Source organism: Vibrio sp. Y10_XG_PY6 (assembly GCF_024181795.1).
In the GTDB taxonomy this organism is placed as follows: domain Bacteria; phylum Pseudomonadota; class Gammaproteobacteria; order Enterobacterales; family Vibrionaceae; genus Vibrio; species Vibrio diabolicus.
Genome location: NZ_JAMZAQ010000003.1, coordinates 430582 through 456251, shown reverse-complemented (window position 1 = coordinate 456251; position 25670 = coordinate 430582). Strand labels below are relative to the sequence as shown.

At 46.0% G+C, this 25670-nt stretch carries 16 protein-coding genes; 12 read left to right on the top strand and 4 right to left on the bottom strand.

Going from position 1 to position 25670, the window contains the following annotated elements; all coding sequences use genetic code 11:
• Positions 1 to 483 precede the first annotated feature (483 nt).
• From gltB (NL644_RS18155) to NL644_RS18110, 10 genes are all read left to right on the top strand, one after another.
• Positions 484 to 5034 (top strand): glutamate synthase large subunit, encoded by a 4551-nt coding sequence (gene gltB, locus NL644_RS18155; RefSeq protein WP_253658692.1) that lies wholly within the window; start codon positions 484 to 486, stop codon positions 5032 to 5034.
• Positions 5034 to 6503, top strand: coding sequence for a glutamate synthase subunit beta (locus tag NL644_RS18150; RefSeq protein WP_085343971.1), 1470 nt, complete (start codon positions 5034 to 5036; stop codon positions 6501 to 6503). Before gltB (NL644_RS18155) ends, NL644_RS18150 begins: the two co-directional genes overlap by 1 nt.
• Positions 6504 to 6954: 451 nt before the next feature.
• Positions 6955 to 11418 carry a glutamate synthase large subunit gene (gltB, locus tag NL644_RS18145; protein ID WP_114323155.1) on the top strand — a complete coding sequence of 1488 codons (4464 nt, stop codon included), beginning with the start codon at positions 6955 to 6957 and terminating at the stop codon, positions 11416 to 11418.
• Positions 11419 to 11438: 20 nt separating this feature from the next.
• Positions 11439 to 12851, top strand: a complete 1413-nt coding sequence (locus NL644_RS18140; protein WP_114323154.1) for an FAD-dependent oxidoreductase — start codon at positions 11439 to 11441, stop codon at positions 12849 to 12851.
• Between the two features lie 91 nt (positions 12852 to 12942).
• Entirely contained in the window at positions 12943 to 13371 is a 429-nt protein-coding gene (locus NL644_RS18135) for a DUF1499 domain-containing protein (RefSeq protein ID WP_041852996.1), read from the top strand.
• 63 nt (positions 13372 to 13434) lie between these two features.
• Positions 13435 to 14130, top strand: a complete 696-nt coding sequence (mtnN, locus tag NL644_RS18130; RefSeq protein ID WP_114323153.1) for a 5'-methylthioadenosine/S-adenosylhomocysteine nucleosidase — start codon at positions 13435 to 13437, stop codon at positions 14128 to 14130.
• Positions 14131 to 14141: 11 nt separating this feature from the next.
• Positions 14142 to 15095 carry a cobalamin biosynthesis family protein gene (locus tag NL644_RS18125; protein WP_114323152.1) on the top strand — a complete coding sequence of 318 codons (954 nt, stop codon included), beginning with the start codon at positions 14142 to 14144 and terminating at the stop codon, positions 15093 to 15095.
• Positions 15095 to 15919 (top strand): vitamin B12 ABC transporter substrate-binding protein BtuF, encoded by an 825-nt coding sequence (gene btuF / locus NL644_RS18120; protein WP_012842144.1) that lies wholly within the window; start codon positions 15095 to 15097, stop codon positions 15917 to 15919. Before NL644_RS18125 ends, btuF begins: the two co-directional genes overlap by 1 nt.
• A gap of 69 nt (positions 15920 to 15988) precedes the next feature.
• Positions 15989 to 16609, top strand: coding sequence for a TRIC cation channel family protein (locus NL644_RS18115; RefSeq protein WP_005387377.1), 621 nt, complete (start codon positions 15989 to 15991; stop codon positions 16607 to 16609).
• A gap of 128 nt (positions 16610 to 16737) precedes the next feature.
• A complete protein-coding gene (locus tag NL644_RS18110) occupies positions 16738 to 17592 on the top strand; it encodes a LysR family transcriptional regulator (RefSeq protein WP_114323151.1) in 855 nt (284 codons plus the stop codon).
• Here NL644_RS18110 and NL644_RS18105 read toward each other — a convergent pair.
• Positions 17534 to 18313: a TSUP family transporter gene (locus NL644_RS18105; protein ID WP_114323150.1), complete on the bottom strand. Its 780-nt coding sequence runs from the start codon at positions 18311 to 18313 to the stop codon at positions 17534 to 17536. The two genes, NL644_RS18110 and NL644_RS18105, sit on opposite strands and share 59 nt — an antisense overlap.
• Positions 18314 to 18561: 248 nt before the next feature.
• Here NL644_RS18105 and NL644_RS18100 point away from each other — a divergent pair, with 248 nt between their 5' ends.
• Complete coding sequence (locus tag NL644_RS18100; protein WP_114323149.1) at positions 18562 to 19476, top strand: hypothetical protein; 915 nt, start codon at positions 18562 to 18564, stop codon at positions 19474 to 19476.
• The gene (locus tag NL644_RS18095; protein WP_154647402.1) at positions 19466 to 19879 is read left to right on the top strand and encodes a hypothetical protein; all 414 of its coding nucleotides are present in this window, start codon (positions 19466 to 19468) and stop codon (positions 19877 to 19879) included. The genes NL644_RS18100 and NL644_RS18095 overlap by 11 nt, the downstream gene beginning before the upstream one ends.
• 81 nt (positions 19880 to 19960) lie before the next feature.
• Here the strand turns inward: NL644_RS18095 and carB are convergent, their stop codons facing one another.
• The 3 genes from carB to dapB form a co-directional block, all read right to left on the bottom strand.
• Positions 19961 to 23194, bottom strand: a complete 3234-nt coding sequence (gene carB, locus NL644_RS18090) for a carbamoyl-phosphate synthase large subunit (protein WP_005396427.1) — start codon at positions 23192 to 23194, stop codon at positions 19961 to 19963.
• Positions 23195 to 23210: 16 nt separating this feature from the next.
• On the bottom strand, positions 23211 to 24350 hold the full coding sequence (gene carA / locus NL644_RS18085) for a glutamine-hydrolyzing carbamoyl-phosphate synthase small subunit (protein ID WP_005396428.1): 1140 nt from the start codon (positions 24348 to 24350) through the stop codon (positions 23211 to 23213).
• A gap of 481 nt (positions 24351 to 24831) precedes the next feature.
• Positions 24832 to 25641 carry a 4-hydroxy-tetrahydrodipicolinate reductase gene (gene dapB, locus NL644_RS18080; protein ID WP_253658691.1) on the bottom strand — a complete coding sequence of 270 codons (810 nt, stop codon included), beginning with the start codon at positions 25639 to 25641 and terminating at the stop codon, positions 24832 to 24834.
• Positions 25642 to 25670: the final 29 nt, after the last annotated feature.

The following is a 25670-nucleotide window of genomic DNA, read 5'->3' as shown; positions in this document are numbered from 1 at the left end:
GAAAAAACACACAATACTAGTCAATTCAAACAAACATCATACGGCTCAAAATCAATAAACCTGCATAAATACAGATAAAAAACGTTCATGTTGCGTAAATGTTAAACTAAAAATGCATAATTAAACGAAAAAATTGGGTCACAACGTCGACTTTTTCATTGCATTCTGAAGTGACAAAATTGTAGGATACTTACACAACCCCGTTATTTTTGTGACTTTTATTACAAAGTACACTGCGGGATTTGTCGGTGTTATCCCACTCCTACCTATATAAATCACTAAATAGTGGCAATAAATAAAGGGATACCACCAAGGATTGTTTTTCTCGCAAAACTTTTCCTGCGAGATACGGAAAGGAATCAAGATCGGTCAACCTAGATCGGTGGCGATAATAAATATAAAGGACAAGACGTAATCAATGGTCTAGGTGGCATTTGCCTGCCTGGTGCTTTTGCGTCGACATTGAACTGGAAGGATGTATCTATGGTAGATAGAGAGCAAAATCCACAGGGTCTATATACTCCTGAATTGGAGCATGACGCGTGTGGTATCGGTTTTGTTGCTCACCTTAAAAACCGTAAATCTCATGAAGTAGTGACTCAAGCATTGGATATGCTAGCTCGCATGGAGCACCGTGGTGGTCAAGGTTGTGATCCATGCAGCGGTGATGGTGCGGGTATCTTGCTACAAAAACCTCATGAATTCCTATTAGAAGAGGCCGTTAAGCTCGGCATTAAACTACCTTCATTTGAAAAGTATGGTGTGGGTGTCGTACTTTTCCCGAAAGACGAATACAAACGCGAGCAATGCCGTGACATTCTAGAACGTAACGCACAACGTCTAGATCTTGAAGTTATCGGCTACCGCGTATTGCCAACCGATAACTCAATGATCGGTGCCGACCCGCTAAGCACAGAGCCTCAGTTTGAGCATGTGTTTATCTCTGGTGGTCCAGGTATTACACCTGAAGAGCTAGAGCGCAAACTGTACGTACTTCGTAACTACACTGTACGTGTTTGCCTAGAAAGCGTTTCGAACATTGGTGATGACTTCTATATTAACTCTATGTCTTACAAGACATTGGTGTACAAAGGTCAGTTAACGACCGAGCAAGTACCTCAGTACTTCCTTGATCTGCAAAACCCGACCATGGTGACCGCACTGGCACTGGTACACTCTCGCTTCTCTACCAACACCTTCCCGAAATGGCGTCTTGCACAACCTTTCCGTTACATTGCCCACAACGGTGAAATCAATACAGTTCGAGGTAACTTGAACTGGATGAAAGCCAGTGAGGCGATCATTGAATCCGATCTATTTACCCAAGCTGAAATCGACATGCTGCTTCCTATTTGTCAGGAAGGCAGTTCGGATTCATCTAACTTTGACATGGCTCTTGAGCTCCTAGTTCTTTCTGGTCGCAGCCTGCCGCACGCATTGATGATGATGATCCCGGAAGCATGGCAAGAAAACAAAAACATGGATCCTAAGCGTCGTGCGTTCTATCAATACCACGCGAACATCATGGAACCATGGGATGGTCCGGCTTCAGTATGTTTTACTGATGGTGTTCAAGTTGGTGCAACTCTCGACCGTAACGGTTTGCGCCCTTCTCGCTACACAGTGACCAAAGATAACTTCCTCGTGATGGCATCTGAATCTGGTGTTGTAGATATTGAGCCAGAGAACGTTGAGTTCCGCGGTCGTCTACAACCGGGTCGCATCTTCGTTGCAGACCTAGAGCAAGGTCGCATCATCTCTGATGAAGAAGTGAAAGACACCATCGCAACGGCACAGCCTTACGAGAAGTGGGTAGAAGAAAACCTACTGAGCTTGAAGAAGCTGCCAGATGCGAGCAACCAGTTCAGCCAACCTAAGCCAGAACATCTTCTACACCGCCAACAAGCGTTTGGCGTAAGTACTGAAGAAGTGAACGAAATCATCGTTCCAATGGCGAATGACGCAAAAGAACCATTGTCAGCAATGGGTGCCGACTGGCCTCTTGCAGTTCTATCTCATCAGTCTCAACATCTTTCAAACTACTTCAAGCAGCTGTTCGCACAGGTAACTAACCCACCGATTGACCCGATCCGTGAGCGTATGGTGATGTCGCTGAACACTTACTTGGGTAAAGACCAAAACCTTCTGACTGAAACACCACTTCACTGTCAGAAAGTCGAATTGGAATCGCCTGTTCTGGCGAACTCTGAGCTTGAGAAACTGCGTGCGATCGATAACGAGCATCTTCAGGCGAAAACGCTAGATATCGTATTCCAAGCCAGTGAAGACCAAGGCAAGCTTGAGCGCGCACTAAAACGCATCTGCCAATACGCAGAAGATGCGGTTATTGATGGTTACTCAATCATCCTGCTAACTGACCGTGCAGTGAACTCAAACCACGCGGCGATCCCAGCAATGCTGGCAGTTGGCGCAGTACATCACCACTTGATCCGCAAAGGTCTACGTGCGAAGTGTGACATCGTGGTTGAAACTGGTGACGCGCGTGAAACGCACCACTTTGCAACGCTAATTGGTTACGGTGCCAACGCCGTTAACCCATACCTAGTGATTGAAACCATCATTGAGCTTCAGCGTACGAAGAAGCTGGACCCAGAAGCGAACCCTCGCGATCTGTTCAACAACTACCGTAAAGCGATCAATGGCGGTCTTCTGAAGATCTTCTCGAAGATGGGTATCTCAACCCTGCAGTCGTACCACGGTGCGCAAATCTTCGAAGCCTTGGGTATTCATAAGTCAGTGGTAGACAAGTACTTCACAGGTACAGTTTCTCGTATCCAAGGTCTCACCCTTGACGATATTGCTAAAGAAGTGCTCGTTCGTCACCGCATCGGTTACCCACAACGCGAAATCCCAATTCAAATGCTGGATGTAGGTGGTGTTTACCAATGGAAACAGCGTGGTGAGAAGCACCTATTCAACCCAGAAACCATCTCGCTACTGCAAGAGTCTACGCGCAACAAGAACTACGATCAGTTCAAGCAATACGCGACAGCCGTAGATAAACAAGGTGACAACGCGGTAACTCTACGTAGCCAGCTTGAGTTTATTAAGAACCCAGCCGGTTCTATCTCTATCGACGAAGTCGAGCCAATTGAAAGCATCGTGAAACGCTTCGCAACCGGTGCAATGTCATTCGGTTCTATTTCTTACGAAGCACACTCCACACTGGCTGTTGCGATGAACCGTCTTGGCGCGAAATCGAACTCTGGTGAAGGTGGTGAAGATCCAATGCGTTTCGAGCGCAAAGAGAACGGCGATTGGGAACGCTCTGCAATCAAGCAGGTGGCTTCTGGTCGTTTCGGCGTAACCTCTTACTACCTTACTAACGCTGATGAGCTGCAAATCAAAATGGCTCAAGGTGCGAAACCAGGTGAAGGTGGTCAGCTACCAGGCGATAAAGTAGATGACTGGATCGGTGCAACGCGTCACTCGACTCCAGGCGTAGGCCTTATCTCGCCACCGCCACACCACGATATCTACTCAATCGAAGATTTGGCTCAGCTTATCTACGACTTGAAGAACGCGAACCGCGCGGGTCGCGTAAACGTGAAACTGGTATCGGAAGCTGGCGTAGGTACGATCGCTTCTGGTGTTGCTAAAGCGAAAGCGGACGTTGTACTTATCGCAGGTTTCGACGGCGGCACTGGAGCCTCCCCAATGTCTTCAATCCGTCATACCGGTCTTCCTTGGGAACTTGGTTTGGCAGAAACTCACCAAACGCTACTGAAGAACGGTCTACGTAACCGTATCGTGGTTCAAGCAGATGGTCAGATGAAGACACCTCGCGACCTTGCAGTGGCAACACTACTCGGTGCAGAAGAATGGGGCGTAGCAACCGCAGCATTAGTGGTTGAAGGTTGTATCATGATGCGTAAGTGTCATAAGAACACCTGTCCTGTTGGTATCGCGACTCAGAACAAGACGCTTCGCGAGCGCTTTGATGGCCGCGTAGAAGACGTCGTAACCTTCTTCCAATACATGGCACAAGGTCTACGTGAAATCATGGCTGAACTTGGCTTCCGCACTATCGATGAGATGGTCGGCCAAGGTCAGAAGCTGAAGATTCGCCAAGACGTTTCTCACTGGAAATACAAGAACCTAGATCTGTCTCCTGTTCTACACGTTGAACAGCCACGTGAGTCAGACGGTATCCATAACCAAACGCAACAGAACCACAATCTTGAATCGGTACTAGACCGTAAGCTGATTCAAGCAGCGATTCCGGCACTCGAGAAAGGCGAAGCGGTGAATGCCGAGTTCCCTATCGTCAACACGGACCGCTCTGCAGGTACCATGTTGTCGAACGAAATCTCGAAAGTGTACAAAGACCAAGGTCTACCTCAACCAATGAACGTGAAGTTCAAAGGTTCTGCGGGTCAGTCATTCGGCGCATTCCTAGCTAAGGGCGTGAAGTTCGAAGTAGAAGGCGACGCGAACGACTACTGGGGTAAAGGCTTATCTGGCGGTACGTTAGTACTTTACCCAGATGCGAAATCAAGCATTGTCGCAGAAGACAACATCGTGGTTGGTAACGTGTGTTTCTACGGTGCAACTTCGGGTGAGTCTTTCATTCGCGGTATGGCTGGTGAACGTTTCTGTGTTCGTAACTCAGGCGCGAAAGTAGTAGTAGAAGGCGTCGGTGACCACGGTTGTGAATACATGACGGGCGGTGCAGCAATTATCCTTGGTTCAACAGGTCGTAACTTTGCCGCAGGTATGAGTGGTGGTATGGCTTACGTATGGGATAAATCAGGCGACTTTGAGTCAAAACTGAACCCAGAGTTAGTAGACCTAGATCCAATCGAGAAAGAAGACAGAGATCTATTACTCGACATGCTAACTAAGCATGTTCAATTCACAGGAAGTGAAGTCGCTCAGTCTTTCCTAGACAACTTTGAAGCAAGCCTAGCCTCTATGGTTAAGGTGATGCCGCGTGACTACAAAGCGGTGCTTCAAAAGCGTAAAGCTGAAGCGCAGTCTCAAGGAAACGAAACTCAAGCGGAGGCAGTATAATGGGTAAGCCTACTGGATTTTTAGAGCACGGTCGTGAACTACCACAGAAGATCGACCCAGCTGAACGCATCAAGAACAACAAAGAGTTCGTTCTGAACGAGGAATTTGGTGACAAGATCAATACTCAAGCGTCTCGTTGTATGGATTGTGGTGTGCCGTTTTGTCATAACGGCTGCCCTATCGGTAACATCATCCCAGAGTTTAACGATGCGGTTTATCGTGATAGCTGGGAAGAAGCATGGAACATTCTAAGCTCAACCAATAACTTCCCAGAGTTCACTGGTCGTGTTTGCCCTGCTCCATGTGAAAGTGCTTGTGTACTTGGCATCAACCAAGACCCAATCACTATCTGTAATATCGAGAAAACCATCGTAGAAACGGCGTATCGTGAAGGGTACGCCAAGCCAAAAACGCCACGTTCTCGCACTGGTAAAACGGTGGCGATCATTGGATCTGGACCTGCTGGTCTTGCGGCTGCTGAGCAGCTAAACAGCGCAGGCCATACCGTGACAGTATTCGAGCGAGACGAGAAGGTTGGTGGTCTGCTGCGTTTCGGTATTCCAGATTTTAAACTGAGCATGGAAGTCATTGATCGTAAGATCAATCTAATGGCAGAAGCTGGCGTTGAGTTTAAAGTAAACCAACACGTCGGTGTTGATGTAAATGCTCAGCAACTGCGTCAAGAGTTCGATGTGGTTCTACTGACGGGTGGCTCAACGGTTCCACGTGATTTGCCAGTTCCGGGTCGTGAGCTCAAAGGCGTTCACTTCGCAATGGAATTCCTAGGTCAAAACAACCGACGTGCAAATAACATGGACCTGAAAACGGAAGAGATTCACGCAAAAGGTAAACATGTGGTTGTCATTGGTGGTGGTGATACCGGTTCAGACTGTGTAGGTACGTCAAACCGTCACGGCGCAGCAAGCGTAACTCAAGTGGAAATCATGCCGATTCCACCAGAGAAGCGCCCAGCCAATATGCCTTGGCCTCAATACCCAATGATCCTACGTACTTCGACCTCTCATGAAGAAGGTGTCGATCGTCACTGGAACATCCTGACCAAAGAGTTCATCGGAAATGACAAAGGTGAAGTCACAGGCCTTCGTCTTGCTGATATCGTTTGGCAAGATGCAAAACCAGGCGAGCGCCCAAGTTTCAAAGAAGTAGAAGGCAGCGAGCGAGTGATCCCATGTGATATGGCATTCCTAGCAATGGGCTTCTTACACCCAGAACCTACAGGCGTGCTTGCTCAACTGGATATCGCGCTAGATGATCGCGGTAACGTAGCAACTCAAGGTTTTGCTACTAACCAAGAAGGCGTATTTGCTGCTGGTGATATGCGAACAGGCCAATCTTTGGTGGTTCGTTGTATCAACGAAGGTCGCGAATGTGCTCGTGCTATCGATGACTACCTAATGGATGGCACAAACCTAGAAGCAAAAGCAGATTCACTGATGCTTTCTGCTTAACGGAAGTATTCACGCTTCCCTCTTTCAATGCCATAAATAGCCATCAGCGATATCGATGGCTATTAGCAAAGAAAGAAAACAATTCCTTCCAATCTTTCTATTTTGACCAGCATTTTATGCTGGTCTTTTTTATTTCCCACAGAATCAAATGTTACTTTTTTGTAACAATCAATTTGCTATCTATTTGAAATTATTAAACTATTTTAGCTTATTAAATGGTAAATCGCATATTCACGTGATTATCCACTAATAACTTGACCTTTTTTACAATAAGCTATAGCTTGTGAAGTTGATGAAAATAAAACACTCAAAAAATGTTAAATATTTCACAGCTTTTATTGAATAAATATACATAAAACCATAAAAGATGACGCATATTCAGTCATCACTATCAACGTAAGCAGTGTTGATATATCTGTCGGGATGACGGATAAGCAAAGGGAGAATTGCAATGGCTCTTTATGATCCAAGTCTTGAGAAAGACAACTGTGGATTTGGCTTGATCGCGCATATGGAAGGCGAACAAAGCCACAAGCTGGTTCGTACAGCAATTTCTGCACTTGACCGAATGACCCACCGTGGTGGTATTGCCGCCGATGGTAAAACCGGTGATGGTTGTGGTCTTCTATTACAAAAGCCCGATTCCTATTTACGTCTTATTGCCGAAGAAAATGGTTTCAACCTTGGCAAGCAATACGCCGTAGGGATGATTTTCTTCAACCAAGATCCGGTCAAAGCTCAACTCGCTAAAGACATCGTCAACAGAGAACTTGCGCAAGAGACGCTAACAGTGGCCGGTTGGCGTGAAGTTCCAACCAATTCAGAAGTGCTCGGTCCAATTGCGGCTAACTCGCTTCCAAATATTCAGCAAGTCTTTATCTCTGCACCGGCTGGTTGGCGAGAGCGTGACATTGAACGCCGTCTCTACATCGCACGCCGTCGCATCGAGAAACAAATCACCGAAGATCCTGATTTCTACATCTGTAGCTTGTCGACTCAAGTTTTGGTGTACAAAGGCCTGTGCATGCCTGCGGACTTGCCTCGCTTTTATATTGATCTTGCTGATCTACGCATGGAATCCGCTATCTGTCTGTTCCACCAGCGTTTTTCTACCAATACTCAACCGCGTTGGCCATTGGCTCAGCCGTTCCGCTATCTTGCTCATAACGGTGAGATCAACACCATTGAAGGTAACCGCCAATGGGCGCGCGCGCGCGCTTACAAGTTCTCGTCACCACTGCTGCCCGATCTTCAAACTGCAGCACCATTTGTGAACGAGACAGGTTCAGACTCCTCTAGCTTGGATAATATGCTGGATCTCTTCTTAGCTGGTGGCATGGATATCTTCCGTGCCATGCGCATGCTTGTGCCACCAGCATGGCAAAACCACCCAGATATGGATCCGGATCTGCGGGCGTTTTACGACTTCAACTCCAAACACATGGAACCATGGGATGGTCCTGCAGGTATCGTACTGTCCGATGGTCGTTATGCTGCTTGTAACCTAGACCGAAATGGTCTGCGTCCTGCACGTTATGTAATTACCAAAGACAAGTTGATCACTCTGGCATCTGAGGTAGGGATTTGGAATTACGCCCCAGATGAAGTTGCCGAAAAAGGGCGTGTAGGGCCGGGTGAATTGCTCGTCATCGACACTCGTAAAGGTAAGCTTTGGCAGTCTAGCGAGATCGATAATGATCTGAAATCTCGTCACCCTTATCGCGAATGGATGGAAAACAACGTTCGCAAACTCACACCATTTTCTCAGCTACCTGAGGAGCAAGTAGGCGAGCGCAGCTTTGATGAAGACTTACTTAAGACTTATCAAAAGCAGTTTGCCATGAGCAATGAAGAAGTCGATCAAGTGCTGCGTGTCCTCGGTGATATGGGGCAAGAAGCCGTCGGTTCTATGGGTGACGATACTCCAATGGCAGTGCTCTCCTCAAAAGAGCGCTTGGTAACTGACTACTTCCGCCAGAAGTTCGCTCAGGTCACCAATCCACCGATCGATCCACTGCGTGAAAAACACGTGATGTCACTGGCGACCAGTATCGGTAAGGAAATGAATGTTTTCTGTGAAACCGATGGCCACGCGCATCGCGTAACATTTGATTCGCCTGTACTGCTTTATTCAGACATGCAGCAACTGCTCGAGCTTGGTGACGATCACTACCGTAATACCATTCTAGATATCAACTACGATCCACAAGAGAAAGATCTTAAACAAGCCATTAATGATCTCTGTGAGCAAGCAGAGCAAGTCGTACGTGAAGGCACGGTTTTAGTAGTACTTTCAGATCGCGCTTTGGTCAAAGGCAAGTTACCAATTCCAGCGGCAATGGCAGTCGGCGCCGTTCAAACTCGTTTGATTGATGCGAACTTACGTTGCGATGCCAACATTGTAGTCGAAACCGCAACTGCACGTGACCCACACCAATTTGCTGTCTTGCTTGGCTTTGGTGCTACTGCAGTTTACCCATACCTTGCTTATGAAGCGTTAGGTAAACTGATTGATGATAAGGCACTAGAGAAAGACTATCGCGATGTGATGCAGAACTACCAATACGGCATCAACAAGGGCCTGTATAAAATCATGTCAAAGATGGGGATCTCAACCATCGCCTCTTACCGCTGCTCACAACTGTTTGAAGCAGTTGGCTTGAGCCAAGATGTGGTCGACCAGTGTTTTAAAGGCGTCACAACTCGTATTGAAGGCGCGAATTTTGACGACTTCCAGCAAGATCTTACAAACTTATCTCGCAAAGCATGGGCGAAACGTAAATCGATTGATCATGGCGGCTTGTTAAAGTATGTCCATGGAGGTGAGTATCATGCTTACAACCCGGATGTTGTCGGCACGCTGCAACAAGCCGTTAAATCTGGCGAAAGTAACGACTATCAGAGCTTTGCCAAGCAAGTGAATCAACGCCCTGTTGCTATGTTGCGTGACTTAATGTCGCTGAAAAAATCAGACTCACCGCTGCCACTTGAGCAAATAGAACCGAAAACCGAACTGTTCAAACGCTTCGACTCCGCGGCCATGTCCATTGGCGCACTTAGTCCTGAAGCGCATGAAGCACTCGCAACTGCGATGAACCGTCTTGGTGGCTATTCAAACTCCGGTGAAGGTGGTGAAGATCCTCGCCGTTTCGGCACTGAACGTAACTCGCGCATCAAGCAAATTGCTTCAGGCCGATTTGGTGTCACGCCTCATTACCTTACTAATGCGGATGTACTACAAATCAAGGTAGCGCAAGGGGCTAAACCGGGTGAAGGTGGTCAGCTACCGGGACACAAAGTCACCGCAGAAATCGCCAAGCTACGTTACTCCGTGCAAGGGGTGACGTTAATCTCCCCTCCTCCACATCACGATATTTATTCTATTGAAGATTTGGCCCAGCTGATCTTCGACCTTAAACAAGTCAACCCGAATGCGCTGGTTTCGGTAAAACTCGTCTCCGAGCCAGGTGTTGGCACCATCGCAACGGGCGTAGCCAAGGCTTACGCTGATCTCATTACCATCTCGGGTTACGACGGTGGTACCGCAGCAAGCCCATTAACTTCAGTAAAATACGCTGGTAGCCCTTGGGAGTTGGGGTTGGCAGAGACACAACAAGCACTGGTTGCTAATGGTCTGCGTCATAAGATCCGCCTACAGGTAGACGGTGGTCTAAAGACTGGTTTAGACGTGGTTAAAGCCGCAATTTTAGGTGCAGAAAGCTTCGGGTTTGGTACCGCGCCAATGGTTGCTATGGGTTGTAAGTTCCTGCGAATTTGTCACCTCAACAACTGTGCAACAGGGGTTGCGACTCAAGACGAAACGCTGCGTAAAGAGTACTTCAAAGGCTTACCTGAAATGGTGATGAACTACTTCACCGGACTGGCAGAAGAAGTGCGCGAGCTGCTTTCTGAGCTAGGCGTTGAAAAACTGACGGACTTGATTGGTCGTACCGATTTACTGGAAGCAGTAGAAGGCTTTACCGCGAAGCAAACCAAATTGGATCTATCCAACATTCTAGAAGCTCCCGTCTCGCCTGAAGGTCATCCGCTGTTTTGGACGGAACCAAATAAACCGTTTGATAAAGCTGAGCTCAATCAAAAGATCATTGATGATGCCATGCATGCGGTAGAAAACAGCCAATCGGCAAGTTTCTTCTACAATGTCATCAACACTGATCGTTCTGTGGGTGCACGCTTATCTGGCGAAATAGCGAAGCGCTATGGCAACCAAGGTTTGGCAGCTTCCCCTATTAAAATCTACCTTGACGGCACAGCCGGTCAGTCGTTTGGCGTTTGGAATGCGGGTGGCGTAGAGCTTTACCTCACAGGTGATGCGAATGACTACGTAGGGAAAGGCATGGCAGGCGGCAAGATCGCCATTAAGCCTCACTTAGGTACAGCGTTCAAGTGTCATGAGGCCACCATTATTGGTAACACGTGTTTGTACGGCGCAACGGGCGGTAAACTGTTCGCAGCCGGTAAAGCGGGTGAACGTTTTGGGGTACGTAACTCAGGTACGATTGCCGTCATTGAAGGAGCTGGCGATAACGCTTGTGAGTACATGACTGGCGGTATTGTTGCCATTCTAGGTGCAACAGGCGTGAACTTTGGTGCAGGTATGACCGGAGGCTTTGCCTATGTTCTGGATGAAAACCAGAGCTTTGAAGGTCGAGTCAATACAGAATCTGTCGAAGCCATTTCATTGTCCGATCTATACATCCACCAAGAGCATTTGCGCGGCCTGATTGCGGAACACCTTGAAGAAACAGGGTCGAGCCACGCAGAAAATATTTTGGCGAACTTTGATGAATGGATTCCAAAGTTCTATTTGGTGAAACCACAAGCGGCAGATCTTCGCACGCTGCTTGGTCACCAGAGCCGCAGTGCCGCAGAGCTGCGTGTTCAAGCACAGTAATCATGGAGGATGTTTGAATCATGAGCCAGAACGTTTATCAATTTATCGATGTGCAGCGTGTAGATCCTGCGAAAAAGCCTATCAAAGTTCGTAAGATCGAGTTCGTTGAAATCTATGAACCGTTCACTAAACAACAGGCGACTGCACAAGCGGATCGCTGCTTAGATTGTGGCAACCCATATTGTGAATGGAAATGCCCAGTCCACAACTACATCCCTCAATGGTTAAAACTTGCCAATGAAGGTCGTATTCTTGAAGCGGTTGAGCTATCGCATCAAACCAATAGTTTACCTGAAGTATGTGGACGCGTTTGTCCTCAAGACCGTCTATGTGAAGGTTCATGCACGCTTAATGATGACTTTGGTGCCGTCACCATCGGTAATATAGAAAAGTATATTACCGACAAAGCCTTTGAAATGGGCTGGAAGCCAGATATGTCCAAGGTGGAGTGGACCGATAAAAAGGTCGCAATCATTGGAGCTGGCCCAGCAGGCTTGGCAGCCGCTGATATCCTAGTGCGCAATGGCGTTAAGCCAGTCGTGTTTGACCGCTACCCAGAAATCGGCGGACTACTGACTTTCGGTATCCCTTCGTTCAAGCTTGAAAAAGGGGTAATGGAAAATCGTCGCCGTGTGTTCACTGAAATGGGCGTCGAGTTCCGCATGAACGTGGAAGTCGGTAAAGATGTACAAATGCAAGAGCTGCTTGATGAATACGATGCTGTTTTCTTGGGCGTTGGCACCTATAAATACATGCGTGCAGGTCTAGATAATGAAGATGCGCCGGGTGTGTATGACGCGCTGCCATTTTTAGTTTCGAACACCTACAAAGTCATGGAACTTGAGAACAACCAACCTTTTATCGACATGGCAGGAAAGAAAGTGGTCGTGCTTGGTGGTGGCGATACCGCAATGGACTGTGTACGAACCTCTATTCGCCAAGGAGCCTCCAATGTGATTTGTGCTTATCGTCGTGACGAAGCCAACATGCCAGGTTCACGTCGAGAAGTAAAAAACGCTAAAGAGGAAGGCGTGAAGTTCATGTTTAACCTGCAACCACTCGGTGTGGAGGTCGACGCCTCAGGTAACGTATCGGGCGTTAAAGTGGTAAAAACTGCCTTAGGTGAGCCCGATGATGCAGGTCGTCGCAGACCAGAACCAGTGGAAGGCAGTGAACATGTATTGCCTGCGGATGCCGTGATCATGGCATTTGGTTTCCAGCCACACAAAATGGATTGGTTGGAACCGTATGGTGTCGATTTAGACCAATGGGGACGTATCAAGGCACCTATTGAGCAAGCGTTCATGTATCAAACCAGCAATGCGAAAATCTTCGCTGGCGGTGATGCGGTCCGTGGCTCAGACCTCGTCGTAACCGCCATTGATGAAGGGCGAAAAGCGGCAGAAGGCATTCTTGATTACCTAGAAGTCTAATCACAGCTAACATCACAAAAAGGATCCTATTATTGGATCCTTTTTCTTTTGTATCCATATAATTAGAAACAAAATTATAAGAGTAAATACAATGAAAAAAGCCGCTCTCCTTTCCATCACTTTACTCAGCCTTACAGCCTGCAGCCAAGGAGTCACCAGTATGCCAGATCGTTCTCAATCACCTTGTGGTGACAAACCAAATTGCGTTTCAACTCAGGACTCAAGAGACAAGTTTCAATTAGCACCTTTTTTGCTCACTGAGTCCGCAACGTTAGATGCCATTGAGCAAGCCGCGCTTCAACTTCCTGGCGCCAAAACCGCGGTAAAAGAGGGCGATTACCTTCGGATAGAATGCACATCTAAAATCATGCGCTTCGTGGATGACCTCGAATTAAAAGTAGCAGGAGACAAACTGATTGTTCGCTCAGAGTCACGTGTGGGCTATTCTGACTTTGGCGTAAACAGAAAGCGCGCCGAACAATTACGAGAAAAGCTCACTCAAGCTAAGCTCATCAAATAGAAAACTGCTCACGGGGAGTGCTATACTCTCGGCCAACTAAAATATTTACCGAAAGAGAGTGTTATGAAAGTTGGTATCATCGGTGCGATGGAACAAGAAGTGACCATCCTGAAAGAAGCAATCACAAACTGCAAAACCGTAAATAAAGCAGGTTGTACGTTTTTCTCTGGTCAAATTAATGATGTAGAAGTAGTCGTACTACAATCAGGTATCGGTAAAGTTGCAGCAGCAGTAGGCACTACCATTCTTCTTGATGAATACCAGCCAGATGTTGTGATTAACACAGGCTCTGCTGGTGGCTTCGATTCAAGCCTAAATCTAGGTGATGTTGTTATCTCAACAGAAGTTCGTCATCACGATGCAGACGTGACCGCTTTTGGTTATGAAATTGGCCAAATGGCTGGCCAGCCTGCTGCATTCAAAGCGGATGAAAATCTAATGGATTTAGCAGAAAAGGCACTAGCGCAAATGGAAAACACTCATGCAGTTCGCGGCCTGATCTGTACTGGTGATGCATTTGTTTGCACCGCTGAACGCCAAGAGTTTATTCGTAAGCACTTCCCATCCGTTATCGCGGTAGAAATGGAAGCATCTGCTATCGCTCAAACTTGTCACCAATTCAACACGCCGTTTGTTGTTGTGCGTGCAATCTCTGATGTCGCTGATAAAGAGTCCCCAATGAGCTTTGATGAGTTCCTACCGCTAGCAGCAAAAAGCTCTTCTGAAATGGTATTCAAAATGCTGGAACTCATTAAGTAAACGACTCATTCATGGAAGAAGTTTTTCAGTCATTTTATGCCAACGGTGCGCTCCTTATTATGTGGGGCGCACTGCTCTTTCACCTTCTTTTACCAATCCCCCGTTCATCGCATCCCATCACTTTATGGCGAAAGTTAGCTGAGCAGCTCGCCAACAAAGTGAACAATAATCACAGTTACTCACAGAGCCTGACCTCCGGCAGTCTTGCATTGGGCTTGATGCTATTGCCTTGCTTGCTCTTGCTGATTGCAGTGGAGCCATTCGTTTGGCAAGTGCCTTTATACGAATTAGTGCTATTGATCATTGCTTTGGACTGGCGCAACAGCGAAGCCTTAACAAAACAACTCGTCACAAGTATGTCGAGAGAAGACAAAGCCCAGTGCCGACAATTACTGAGACCATATCTTAATCGCGATACTGACAGCCTCTCGATCATCGGCATAGGTAAAGCAAGCTCAGAAGCTGTGATTATGGGATACAGCCGCAACGTAATCGGTGTGTTATTTTGGTACGCACTCGCAGGTGGTATTGGTGCGTTAATGTATCGACTAACTACAGAGTTAGCTCGAGTTTGGTCTCCTAGCCGACGCCAATATTTGCCCTTTGGTAAACCTGCCGTTCAGCTGGTTGCCGCTCTGGATATTATTCCACTTCGTCTCTTTGCCATACTTTTAGCTGTAGGAAAGAACGTAAGCAATGTGCTTTCTGGTGTACAGCAACAAGCTAACTCTTGGCCACTACCCGGGCCTGCCTGGGTGTTGTGTACCATCGGACACAAACTACAACTCTCTTTATGCGGCCCTGCTATCTATCAAGGTATACGTGCGGAACGCGCAAAAATCGGTGGACGAATCGTCCCATCAGCTATTCACCTTTCACAAATACATACGCTGCTCGTTTGGCGAGTCTTCGTTTGGATAGCTATCCAAAGTCTGCTTTTAGGAATGATTTATCAAGGATTATGATGAATAAACTATGCTTCGCATTAACGCTGTTTGTTTCGACAGCGACCTTCGCTCAAACACCAGCGCAACGCATTGTAAGTTTAGCTCCGCATGCCACTGAAATTGCCTTTGCGGCAGGGCTAGGAGACAAGCTTGTTGCTGTCAGCGAAATGAGTGATTATCCAGAGCAGGCAAAGCAGCTGGAAAGAGTCTCTAATTACCAAGGAATTAAATTAGAGCGCATTATTGCTCTTCAACCGGATTTAGTCATTGCTTGGCCGGCAGGAAACCCGGCAAAAGAGCTGGAGAAAATTAAACAGTTCGGCATTCCTATCTATTATTCCACTACAGGCTCACTGGAAGATATCGCCAATAATATCGAGCAGCTAAGCCAATACAGCGAAACCCCGCAAATAGGACAAAAGGCCGCTGAAGATTTTAGAACGCAACTGAATACACTAAAAGAGAAGTACAACACGCACGAGAAAGTTCGTTACTTTTATCAGTTGAGTGAAAAGCCTATCATCACTGTCGCCGGGAAGAACTGGCCAAGTGAAGTCTTTACTTTTTGCGGTGGTGAAAACATTTTCGCCGCATCCAGCGCGCCTTATCCTCAGGTCAGCATCGAACAGGTCATCACTCGCCAACCAGAGGTTATTTTTACTTCTCGTCACGCAATGAGTAATGATGGTATGTGGGCAGAGTGGAGCAATGAGCTTCCCGCACTTAGAAATAAACACATCTGGTCTCTAAACTCAGATTGGATTAACCGCCCAACCCCACGCACACTAAATGCGATCACAGAAGTGTGTGAGCACTTTAAAAGCGTTCGTCAAAAACGCTAACGATTTCGTGGCAAATACCGTACAATTTCCGCCCATTTTTTCTCACACTATATAAAGGTACTAAGTAACATGGACTCCATGCTGCTTTATATGATCGATTTGTTCGGTACCGCTGTTTTCGCTATCTCTGGCGTGTTACTGGCGGGCCGTTTAAAAATGGATCCATTCGGCGTTATCGTTCTCGGCAGTGTGACTGCTATTGGTGGCGGAACAATCCGAGACATGGCGCTAGGTGCCACTCCTGTATTTTGGATAACAGATACTACGTACTTATGGGTGATATTTGTTACGTGTCTGTTAACCATGCTTGTTATTCGAAGACCCAAGCGACTCTCATGGTGGGTATTACCCGTTTGTGATGCCATCGGTCTCGCTGTATTTGTGGGAATTGGAGTAGAGAAGGCTCTCGCCTACAATGCATCTGGAATGGTCGCTGTGATAATGGGGGTTATTACTGGCTGTGGAGGTGGCATTATACGAGACGTACTGGCTCGCGAAGTTCCTATGGTATTAAGAAGTGAAGTCTACGCTACGGCATGTATTATCGGCGGCATCTTCCATACGATGGCGGTAAACATGGGTTATGACCACTCAACGGCTTTACTCGCTGGTGTAATCTCAACGCTCATTATACGTCTCGGTGCTATTCGTTGGCATCTATCCCTGCCAACTTTCGCAATTAACCGTTAAACACAAACAGCATCACTCATCATCGAGTCGACCAAGTGTCGGCTCCTCTAATTTATGCTCATTTAATTCGCCAATTCTTGGACAATTCGCTAAATTATCTCAACCATTCCTAACTTTCATTAATTATTATGTTGCTTGAAGGTATTGAGACGTTACTTGTCCTCAGTAAAGAAAAAACCATGAGCCGCACGGGCAGCCAACTCTATATTAGTCAATCTGCGGTGAGTAAGCGCATTTCGAATCTAGAGAAGAAGTTAGGAAAAAAATTGATTGAGCCAAGTGGTCGGCATATAAAGCTGACCTCCGATGGCCTTGCGCTCATCAACACGATCGAGCCAACGTTCAATGAGTTAAGAGGTCAGATCTATGATCAGCAAGAAATAGAAGATACTTCTTTGATCAAGATAGACTGCTCTGAAACCTTAGTCGCTGGATACCTTAGTGTGATCATGGCAGAACGCTTTGCTCATGACCAGTACATACGAATATCGACCAATCATACACCACGCATTATTGAGAACGTCAAATCAGGTAAAGCGACACTGGGATTCTGTGCCGGTTATTTACCGTCTCATCATGGATTAATGAGCCTTCACCTCGCTGATGAACCTTTTTCAATCGTCAGTAGATACCCACTTTCGCAACTACCCAAAGCCATTTTGACCAATGACTTAACCAATCCTGCCAACACTTACCAACAAGCTATTTTGTCAAAATACGGAATTGAGCCTTTGATGGAAATGGATTCATACACTGCGGCAGCACAACTGGCTTTGGGCGGAATGGCTCCCGCTTTAATTCCTAAATCTATCCTGAAGACACTTAATATCACACCCAAATTCTGCTATGACTTTGAAGAACTAGGACAGTTAATTCGACCAATACATATCTGCTTGCGCCACAGCACATATCGTAGCGAGCGAGTTAAAGCACTGACAGAATCCATTGCTGATGTTGTTGCCAAAGAAGTTTCGTTGCCATAAGCATCGACATCACAATAACTAGAGGACGAATCCATTTTTGCCCTTTACTTACAACGACCTTCGCCCCTAACTGAGCACCAAGAAAACCGCCAACAGCCATGGTTAAACCGAGCTTCCACACTGGTAACCCTGCTAAGATAAAAAAGAGTAGTGCCGCGATGTTTGACGTAAAATTGAGGATTTTGGTTCTAGCTGTGGCTTCGACCAAAGAGAAATGACCTAATGCAACAAAACAAACAGTAAAAATAGATCCAGTTCCAGGGCCAAAAAAGCCATCATAGAAACCGATCCCCCCACCAATGCATAGCGCAAACATCGCTTCAGATAACTTTGGTTCTCCATCGATTTTTCGCGTACTTGGCGCGAGTAAAAAATAGAGGGAAATGGCGATCAAAAGAACAGGGATCAAACTGGTGAGTACGCTAGCATCAATAAACTGCACAGCCTCGGCACCGATTGCTGCGCCTATAAAAGTGCAGAGTATCGCGAAACGCATTTCCTTTAGGCTGACAATACCGTTACGCACGAAATACCAGCTAGCAGAGAAACTGCCAAACGAACTTTGTAACTTATTGGTTGCTAGAGCTTGAGTCGGACTCACCCCCGCAGCCAAAAGCGCAGGGAGCGTAATGAGCCCTCCCCCACCAGCCATCGCATCAATAAAGCCTGCGGCAGTCGCAACCAAAAATAGGGCCAACAAAATCTCAACCGTGATTTCCACTACACTTCCTTTTTGAAGAGGTATCAAAGAGGAAGAAACGGTAGCACTTATTCACAAAACTACCAATGGAAAGTCAAGACACCAATCTATTCCTAATTTTCATCAATCAATGAATCTAGAAAATGACACATTAAAAATATCAATTACATCAAAATATAGAGCCTCACCTCAAGAGCCTCTTAATATTTTGATAGAAAGAGAAAATGCTGTCTTAATAGGAAATATTTAATCTGATAAAAACGAAAATAATGGAAGCCTTACTGACTCGACCATCAATAAAAGAAAAGCAATTACGCTTAAAAATCGAACAAATAGTGAATATTAATCAGCTATTCAACGTTATTGACGCTAAACCAGAGACTAGCGGTGCGGGTGTAATTTATATTGATAACAAATTCACCGTTGTACGCTTAAGAGACTTTAAATCCACATGCCATATCAATCCTACCTTTATCATTCTACGAGAACCGATAAAATTACAATCATCTCAAGAATTTGCAAAAAAAATAAAACAGGAAGAATCAAAATCAAGATTCAATCAAGAGCTTCTATCAGCGAGCATTAGCTGTATTGGTGCAGCGATTGGCTGGATTGGAGTAGTTGGTTCGGGGCTAACAATACCAGTAAGTGGTCCTGTGGGCGTAACTATGTCCTATATCTCACACGCCGCTACTGTTGCTGCCACAGCTCAATGTGCTATTGGAGTAGCAAGAACCCGTATGGTATCTAAATCACCAGATAAATTATCGGATATAGACAGTAATGAGTGGTATCAAAATACAACTAAAGCTTTAGATTATATCTCCTTAGCTGGAGCGGGCGCTAGCGGATATCAAACGATAAAAATGGTTCAATCTCTTAAGCAAACCACTAAGAAAGGCGTTCCCGAGATTCTAAAAGGCTTAAACAGACAAGAAAGAACAAGATTAACTAAAGAAATCATCCGTAAAAACCTTCCGAGCATTTCGAATAAAGCTCGTAAACAGCTAATGTTGTCAGGAGAAATTCCTAAGAGGTATTCACAAGCAACAATATCCGCATCCATTTCTCATCAGCTTCTAGATGCAATTGGAGGCTCAATTAGCATAGTAGGAAGCGGTTATTCGGGAGAGTTAAGAAATCTTGCAATTGGAATCTATGAGGAATTGAAAGTTGAATACTAAATCAATTAGCATAGCAAACATCTCACTAAGTATATGTTTATACTTGGCATTGACTATTGGTCTGGCTATTAGCTTAAGCATTTGGAATGACTGGTTTTCCTTCACTCAACACATTGCTCTAGATACTTACCTTCTTACATTGGGAGCTATTACGGTTGTTGTTGTATGCATTCCAAACATCCTGACAATAAGCAAAGGATTAAGTATTGCTGCAAAAATAAACTTAATCACTATCTCTTTTATCATTCTTACCTGCAGTATCAACTTTGTTGTAGCAAGTGGTAGTACTATTTCTTCATCTTTAGGAACATTGCTTGCCATAATTAGCTTGATGATCTTCAAAAGCGAAGCATACCAATCGTTCCTAGCACATTTTAATACTCTTCATTTTAGAAAAACCTAGATATAAAAAAGCCCGCTCAAATGAGCGGGCAATGAGGTTGTCATATAAGCCCTATTTTTCGGGCTTACTGATTTTTATCTATTACGCTTCTAGGCTAGCTTTCACTTTTGCGTGTAGCTCTTGAACCGAAGTTACTGACGCTTTTGCATCTGCAGTGTGAGACATACATGTAGCGAACGCTGCGTTCAGTGTCGTTGTGTAGTTCACTTTTTCTGCCAGTGCACCGCGGCGTAGAACTTTCGAATCTTCAATCGCTTGACGACCAGCTGCCGTGTTTACGATGTAGGTGTATTCGTTGTTCTTGATGCGGTCAAGAATGTGTGGACGACCTTCGTGTACTTTGTTTACCAAGCGTGGGTTGATACCCGCTTCGCCCAGAATCACAGCAGTACCGTGTGTCGCATCCAACTGGTAACCCAGTTTCACTAGCTTAGAAGCCAGGTCAACAACACGCTCTTTATCGCCTTCACGTACTGACAGTAGCGCACGACCACCTTCAGGGTAAACCGCACCACAACCTAGCTCTGCTTTCGCGTAAGCTTCTGCGAATGTTGCGCCAACGCCCATTACTTCACCTGTTGAGCGCATTTCTGGGCCCAATAGCGGATCAACGCCAGGGAACTTGTTGAACGGCAGAACCACTTCTTTCACTGAGTAGTAAGGAGGGATAATCTCTTTAGTAAAGCCTTGTGACTCTAGAGATTGACCCGCCATTACACGTGCAGCGATTTTCGCTAGAGGTGCACCTGTCGCTTTCGATACGAATGGAACCGTACGAGCAGCACGAGGGTTCACTTCGATTAGGTAAACATCGTTGTCTTTCACAGCAAACTGCGTGTTCATCAAACCGCGTACACCGAGTTCGAACGCCAGCTTCTCAACTTGCTCACGCATCTTGTCTTGAATTTCCTGACTTAGCGTATATGCAGGCAGTGAACATGCAGAGTCACCAGAGTGAACACCGGCTTGTTCGATGTGTTCCATGATACCGCCGATAACGACGCGTTCACCGTCACAGATAGCATCAATATCAACTTCGGTTGCATCATCCAAGAAACGGTCTAGTAGAACTGGAGACTCGTTCGATACGCTTACTGCTTCATTGAAGTAGCGACGCAGGTCTTGCTCGTCGTATACGATTTCCATCGCACGACCACCGAGTACATAAGATGGACGAACAACTAATGGGAAGCCAATTTCTTTCGACTTCTCAACCGCTTGCTCCATCGTTGTTACTGTCGCGTTTTCTGGCTGAAGTAGACCTAAACGGTCAACAGCGGCTTGGAAGCGTTCACGGTCTTCCGCACGGTCTATAGCATCTGGGCTCGTACCAATGATTGGAACACCAGCCGCTTCTAGAGCACGAGCCAGTTTAAGTGGCGTTTGACCACCGTACTGAACAATTACACCTTTTGGTTTTTCAACGCGAGCGATAGACAGTACATCTTCCAGAGTTACTGGTTCGAAGTACAGACGATCAGACGTATCGTAGTCAGTAGATACCGTTTCTGGGTTACAGTTAACCATAATGGTTTCGTAACCGTCTTCACGCAGCGCAAGTGATGCGTGTACACAACAGTAGTCGAATTCAATGCCTTGGCCGATACGGTTTGGACCACCACCAAGAACCATGATCTTGTCTTTGTCTGTTGGGTTGGCTTCACACTCTTCATCGTAAGATGAGTACATGTAAGCCGTGTCAGAAGAAAACTCTGCGGCACACGTATCCACACGTTTGTAGACCGGGTGAATATCAAACTGCTCACGAGCACGGCGAATTTCACTTTCAGCGACACCAAGCAGTTTAGACAAGCGCGCATCAGAGAAGCCTTTACGTTTCATCTGGCGAAGCACTTCTTTGGTTAAACCTGCGTAGCCGCCCGCCTTGACTTGCTCTTCGAGTTTTACGATTTCTTCGATTTGAACCAGGAACCAACGGTCAATTTGAGTCAAGTTGAACACGCCGTCAACTGACATGCCAGCTCGGAATGCATCGGCGATGTACCAGATACGCTCAGCGCCTGCTTCTTTAAGTTCGTGACGAATCTTAGTCAGTGCATCTGGTGCTTCTAAATCGACCATCTCGTCAAAACCAGTTGCGCCAACTTCTAGGCCACGAAGTGCTTTGTGAAGAGATTCTTGTTGGTTACGACCAATTGCCATTACCTCACCAACCGATTTCATCTGAGTAGTCAGACGGTCGTTTGCGCCAGCAAATTTCTCGAAGTTAAAGCGAGGAATCTTAGTTACGACGTAGTCGATAGTTGGCTCGAATGATGCTGGTGTTGCACCGCCCGTGATGTCGTTTTGTAGTTCGTCCAGAGTAAAGCCAACAGCAAGCTTCGCGGCAATCTTAGCGATTGGGAAACCTGTTGCTTTTGACGCTAACGCAGAAGAGCGAGATACACGTGGGTTCATCTCGATGATAACCATACGGCCATCTTTCGGGTTGATACCAAACTGTACGTTTGAACCACCTGTTTCAACACCAATTTCACGTAGAACGGCTAGCGATGCATTACGCATTAGCTGGTATTCTTTGTCAGTCAGTGTCTGTGCTGGTGCTACTGTGATTGAGTCACCCGTGTGGATACCCATTGGATCAAAGTTTTCGATTGAACATACGATGATACAGTTGTCCGCTTTGTCACGAACGACTTCCATTTCGTACTCTTTCCAACCGATTAGTGACTCATCGATAAGAAGTTCGTTGGTCGGAGATAAGTCCAGACCGCGACGACAGATTTCTTCGAACTCTTCTTTGTTGTACGCGATACCACCACCAGTGCCACCCATGGTGAACGATGGACGGATGATACAAGGGAAGCCAACCATATCTAAAACTTTGTAAGCTTCTTCCATGCTCTTCGCTGTATCTGCGCGAGGACACTCAAGGCCGATAGACTTCATCGCTTTATCAAAACGAGAACGGTCTTCCGCTTTGTCGATTGCATCTGCAGTTGCGCCGATCATCTCTACGCCGAATTCTTCTAGTACGCCGTGTTTCTCTAAGTCTAACGCACAGTTAAGTGCAGTCTGGCCACCCATGGTTGGCAAAACTGCATCTGGACGCTCTTTTTCAATGATCTTGCGTACCACTTCCCATTGGATTGGCTCGATGTAAGTCGCATCAGCCATCTCTGGGTCAGTCATGATCGTTGCTGGGTTCGAGTTAACCAGAATAACTCGGTAGCCTTCTTCACGAAGTGCTTTACAGGCTTGTGCGCCAGAGTAGTCAAACTCACATGCCTGACCGATAACAATCGGACCAGCACCAAGAATTAGAATACTTTGAATGTCAGTACGTTTTGGCATTATCTACTACTCCGAATTAAGCGCTGTGTTTTTTGATTAGTTCGATAAAGTGGTCAAATAGCGGTGCCGCGTCATGTGGACCTGGGCTCGCTTCTGGGTGACCTTGGAAGCTAAATGCTGGCTTGTCTGTGCGGTGAATACCTTGCAAAGAGCCATCAAATAACGATACGTGAGTAGCACGTAAGTTTTCCGGTAACGTTGCTTCATCTGCCGCAAAGCCGTGGTTTTGCGAAGTGATCATAACAACGTTACGGTCTAAATCTTTTACTGGGTGGTTTGCACCATGGTGACCAAACTTCATTTTCACGGTTTGTGCACCTGACGCTAACGCAAGGATTTGGTGACCTAAACAGATACCGAAGATAGGTAAGCCTTTTTCTAGGAACACTTTTGTCGCTTCAATCGCGTAAGTACATGGTTCTGGATCACCAGGGCCATTTGATAGGAAAACACCGTCCGGGTTCATCGCAAGCACTTCTTCCGCTGACGTTTCAGCAGGAACAACCGTTAAGCGGCAACCGCGGTCAACCAACATTCGTAGGATGTTGCGTTTTGCGCCGAAGTCGTAAGCAACGACGTGGTATGGCAGCTCGCTGTCATCTTTCGCCTCTGGAAGTCCACCTTCAAGCGTCCACGAACCTTGTTTCCATTGATACGCTTCTTTCGTTGTAACTTCTTTCGCAAGGTCCATTCCTTTTAAGCCTGGGAATTCTTTTGCTTTCGCTAAAGCCAAAGCTTCATCTAGGTTATTACCCGCAACAATACAACCGTTTTGAGCACCTTTTTCACGCAAGATACGAGTGAGCTTTCGCGTATCAATATCAGCGATGCCAACGATATTTTGAGACTTAAGGTAATCAGAGAGGGATTGTTCATTACGGAAGTTAGAAGCGATAAGAGGAAGATCGCGAATCACAAGGCCTTGTGCATGAATGGAAGAGGATTCTTCATCTTCGGAAGTGGTTCCGGTATTGCCAATGTGAGGATAAGTAAGGGTGACGATTTGCTGAGAATAGGAAGGATCAGTGAGGATTTCTTGATACCCCGTCATCGAGGTATTAAAAACGACTTCACCAACGGAAATACCATCTGCCCCTATGGACACTCCGTGGAACACTGTCCCATCTTCTAGGACTAACAGTGCTAATTTACCCAAGACAACCTCCAGAATAAAAATGCAAAAAAAATAAATCAAACTGCAAACATGCCTTCCTTTACCTATAAAATCTACATAAATAGGTATTTCAGACAAATTGGCGGTATTCTAAAGTTGGACTGGAAACCTGTCAACCTACAATCAAAAATAAATTATCAATTTCTAGCGAGTAAGGTCATTTCGAATCAGTAAGGCTCAAAAAGACAACTTTTGAATGCTATTACATAGGGAGGGATAGAGGTTTAATGAATTTTACAAATTTGAACTTTTTAGGGATCACAAAAAATTATGAGTTTTTAACGCAAACGTTCACTAAGACAAAAACAGAAACACTTTTAACGGTTACACCCAAAAATAAAGCCAAAACAGACAAAAACACAACAAAAGTAAGTGCTAAAATCTTCTCTATCAGAATCATTTTATTTACAAACAATTCTATAGATATAAAAAAGCCGGCTAGCGCCGGCGAATAATTATGTATTTAGAGTTCATTCAATCCCAAAACATCTGTCATGGTATAAAAGCCCGCAGGTTTAGCACTCAACCAAACGGCAGCCTTTACGGCCCCATTAGCAAACGTCATGCGATCAGTCGCTTTGTGCGTTATTTCCACTCGTTCCCCGATATCAGCAAACATAGCTGTATGCTCACCGACGATATCGCCAGCGCGAATCGTAGCAAAGCCGATCTCATCTTTTGTTCTTTCACCAGTAATGCCTTCTCGGGCATAGACAGCTACATCATTCAGCTTATTACCCATCGCACCAGCAATAGCTTCTCCCATTCCGACAGCGGTACCAGAGGGGGCATCAACTTTATGGCGATGGTGTGCTTCAACAATCTCGATATCACAGTAATCCCCCATCACTTTGGTCGCTTTCTCAAGAAGCTTAAAGACAAGGTTTACGCCTACAGAATAATTTGGCGCCATCACAACAGGCACTTGCTTGGCTGCTTCATCGATAAGATCACGCTCTGCATCGCTGAAGCCAGTCGTCCCAATCACAATGCTCTTACCGTATTTCTTACACAACTCGAGATTCGCTAATGTGCTTACTGGAGCGGTGAAATCGATGATTACATCAAAATTATCGACGTCTTTAGCAAGATCATCTGTTAAGAGCACATCGAATGTACCTTCACCACAAAGTTCACCGATATCGACGCCGACGAGTGAAGACTCAGGTCGTTCTGATCCCGCGCTCACTGTCGCTTCAGGATTAAGGTGTGAAGCTTTAACCAAATTGCGGCCCATTCGGCCAGCTGCTCCTGCGATTGCAATACGAACCATTGCGCTTTCTCTCCTTCTCTGGATAACGA